The sequence below is a fragment of the Mesorhizobium sp. M5C.F.Ca.IN.020.29.1.1 genome (genome assembly GCF_003997375.1).
Classification (GTDB): Bacteria; Pseudomonadota; Alphaproteobacteria; order Rhizobiales; family Rhizobiaceae; genus Mesorhizobium; species Mesorhizobium wenxiniae.
This window is the reverse complement of the sequence record NZ_RZSW01000657.1, coordinates 1-2,862: the sequence shown is the minus strand read 5'-3', so window position 1 is coordinate 2,862 and position 2,862 is coordinate 1. Positions and strand designations below refer to the sequence as shown.

General features: G+C 62.5%; 4 protein-coding genes. 2 read left to right on the top strand and 2 right to left on the bottom strand.

What is annotated here, in order from left to right; translation table 11 throughout:
* Together EOA85_RS31625 and EOA85_RS31620 are read left to right on the top strand one after the other, a co-directional pair.
* The coding region (locus tag EOA85_RS31625; protein ID WP_164760008.1) for a recombinase family protein at positions 1 to 710 on the top strand (710 nt) is incomplete at its 5' end.
* Between the two features lie 97 nt (positions 711 to 807).
* Complete coding sequence (locus EOA85_RS31620; RefSeq protein ID WP_348627951.1) at positions 808 to 1,020, top strand: hypothetical protein; 213 nt, start codon at positions 808 to 810, stop codon at positions 1,018 to 1,020.
* 77 nt (positions 1,021 to 1,097) lie between these two features.
* Here EOA85_RS31620 and repC read toward each other — a convergent pair whose 3' ends face one another.
* A complete protein-coding gene (gene repC / locus EOA85_RS31615; RefSeq protein ID WP_127212350.1) occupies positions 1,098 to 2,414 on the bottom strand; it encodes a plasmid replication protein RepC in 1,317 nt (438 codons plus the stop codon).
* 162 nt (positions 2,415 to 2,576) lie between these two features.
* Positions 2,577 to 2,862, bottom strand: a 286-nt coding sequence (locus EOA85_RS31610; protein WP_281033817.1) for a plasmid partitioning protein RepB C-terminal domain-containing protein, incomplete at its 5' end; no start/stop codon positions are given.

The following is a 2,862-nucleotide window of genomic DNA, read 5'->3' as shown; positions in this document are numbered from 1 at the left end:
CGCTTGTCGTCGTCCGGCTCGACCGCCTGGCCCGCTCGGTCAGCCATCTACTCGAGGTGATCGAGGATCTGACCGCAAAACGCGCGCATTTCCGCTCGCTGAGAGATCCGATCGACACGACGACGCCACAAGGCATGTTCTCCCTGCAGGTCCTCGGCGCCGTGGCGCAGCTCGAGCGTGCGTTGATTTCCGAGCGCACCAAAGCCGGTATCAAGGCCGCCAAGGCAAAAGGGCGCATGCCGGGCAATCCGGGCATCCGCGAACGCCGGCCGGAGGCGCTGGCCAGGATGAGGAGCGCCCAGAAAGCGGCCTATGGCGCCCGCGTTCGGGCCGCCGTCCAGCAATGGCTGCCGACTGTCAGGCGCATGCGTCCGGACCACAGCTGGGACGACATCGCGCGGTTTCTGCAGCAACGTGGGCTTGACTGGTCACCGGAGCAATTGCGTCGGGCCGTCAAATGGATGGTCGCCGAGGGCATGGCAGACGCGGCGCTTCTGAGGAAATCTCCGCCTCGCCTGCCCGAGGATCGCCTGATGACGCTGGTTGCCGGAATCCATTCGTCCAATCCGCAGCTTACGCTGCGCGAAATCGCCATCCAGCTGGAAAGATTACACGAGCGCACGCCCCGCGGCGGGACAAAATGGGCGCCCTCATCGGTCAAGAACCTTCTCGACCGTGCGAAGCGCAACGGCTTGCTCAGCGAGGCCTGAGACGCAAGGTTGAGTTGGCGCGAACGCAATACCCATCGCGCACCCTGACCGTAGCCCAACTCGGCCAAACAATTTGTAAACGCCGGAGCGCCCTTCCATGATGGACACCAGGACCATCGACAGCCGAGACGATTTTGCGCAATGGGCGATCGATCGGGCCAATGCGATCCTGACCGATCACGGTTCGGACCTCGCCACCGCCGCCCGCGGCGGAAACGAGGCTCAAATCGGCGAGACCGCACAGGCGCTGGGTCAGGCGATCGTTGATGCCTTGCTCGAGGCGTATGACGGTCTTATGGGCGGCGACTGAGACATCGGCTCGGACCGCGCGAATGGCTGCTCCACCAAAAGCGGGACCGAAATTCGAGTGCACAGATCCGTCCGGCATCACGATCTCGGCCTGCGCAGACTTCTGAGAAGCGCGTCGGAGACCTCGAGCCGGCCTTCCCCCCGATCGCCATCGTCCGGCGGCCCGCCACGGGTCTGCGCGGCCGTCTTATCGGCGTCAAGTTTGGCGCGCAACAGCGCCATGACCATCGGCCAGGCCGAGAATTTCCCGTCGCGGGCCCGATCCGTCAGGCTGCGCAGATAACCGCCGGCATTGTTGATCTGCTCGGCGCGCTGGTAGATCGCCGCCAGGGTGATCGCCGCCTGCCGTTCACCCATAACCTCGCAGGCCTCCCGCCAGGCGCTCGGGCTGACCCCCAGCATCGGCCGGGCGACCTCCGCCGCCGCCAGAAAATCCCGCCAGTTGCGGATTTCGGCATCCTTCGTCAGCTCGCGCCAGTTGGCGCAGGCGTCCAGCACGATCCCAAGGGGCAGCTCGCGCTTTGGCAAGCTGTGCAGGTTGTGGTTTTCCGCGGCGCTGCCGCCCGCTTCTTCCTTATCTCCTAAGCCGTTTTTAGATTCAGATAGAGAGTCTGGGTTTGAATTCTGTATGTGGCGACCAGAACGGGACTCATTGGCGTCCGGATTCTGTGTTTTCGTGAAAGATTCCAATGCCTCACGGATTTCGATCCAGAGCAGCTCTAGATCCTCGCAGATGTCCTCGAGGAGCTGCCGTGGCGCTGTCCTGGGGAGACGGCCGATGATATCCTGATAGACCTGGGTCATCTTGCCCCAGTTGCCCGGCACGCCTTCCTCGATGCCGGCGTCAATCATCTTCACGATATCCCTGCGCAGAAGCGTCAGGCGCTCCCTGACGGCCTTATAGGCGCGCTTTTCGGCCTGAACCGTCTCTGCCAGTTCGGCAAACTCCTCGGCGCGCGCGACGATCGGCGACAGATCGAAGCCGTAGGCCTGCTCGATCTGCCCGCCCCTGCCCTTCCGTGCGAAGCGTTTGCCGTTCGGGCTGTCGCGGCGGATGATGAGACCGCAATCGACCAGGACGGCCAAATGACGCCGCAGCGTTGTCGGCGGCATCCCGTTCGCCCGGGCCATGAGCTGCTCGTTCGACGGCCATACGATCAATTCGCCGTCGGCCGAGAGTTCCGTGTCCGGATGGAAGGACAAAAGCGCGTTGAGGATCGCCAGCGCGCGATCCGTGGCGCCGATCAGATCCTTGGCCTCACGAATGGATTTGAAGACATGCCATTTCTGAACGCGTGCGCCTTCCGGTATGGCGTTCGCCACGGCCTGGCTTGCCATCATGGCAAGCGTCATCGGCCGCCGCCCGAAGGGCGTCGTTGTGATGTGCGTCTGCATTTTCTCTCACCTATCGCTAGGCAATAGAAATCAGCTCGCCGAAAACGACGTCGTGACCCGTCTGGGACTCTTGACTGTGATTCGCGGAAGTGCGATTCTCTAGGTGCTCAATCTAGGAGAAGGGCTTCCGGAACTCGTTTCGGGGGCCTTTTTCTTTTGCGGTTACGGTTCCTCTTTCAGTTGCGTCGAATCCTGCCGAAAGGCCTCGTAAAGGCGGTCGAGGTTTTCCGACAAATAATCACCGAACGCACGCGCTTCGGAGCTTTTGGCCTTGATTGCCAAAGTGAAGCGCTTCGCGTCCGCGGTTATGTCAGCCGTAAGGGAGCCTCCCGTCGGCGTCCAACTGCGCTTTTGCGGAGCGGACTGTGTACGTTTCCTGGAGGCGGACGACTTGAGCCGCCGCATCAGAAGATCAAAGCGGCCATCGCTGGGAAGGGCGGCAAAGCCA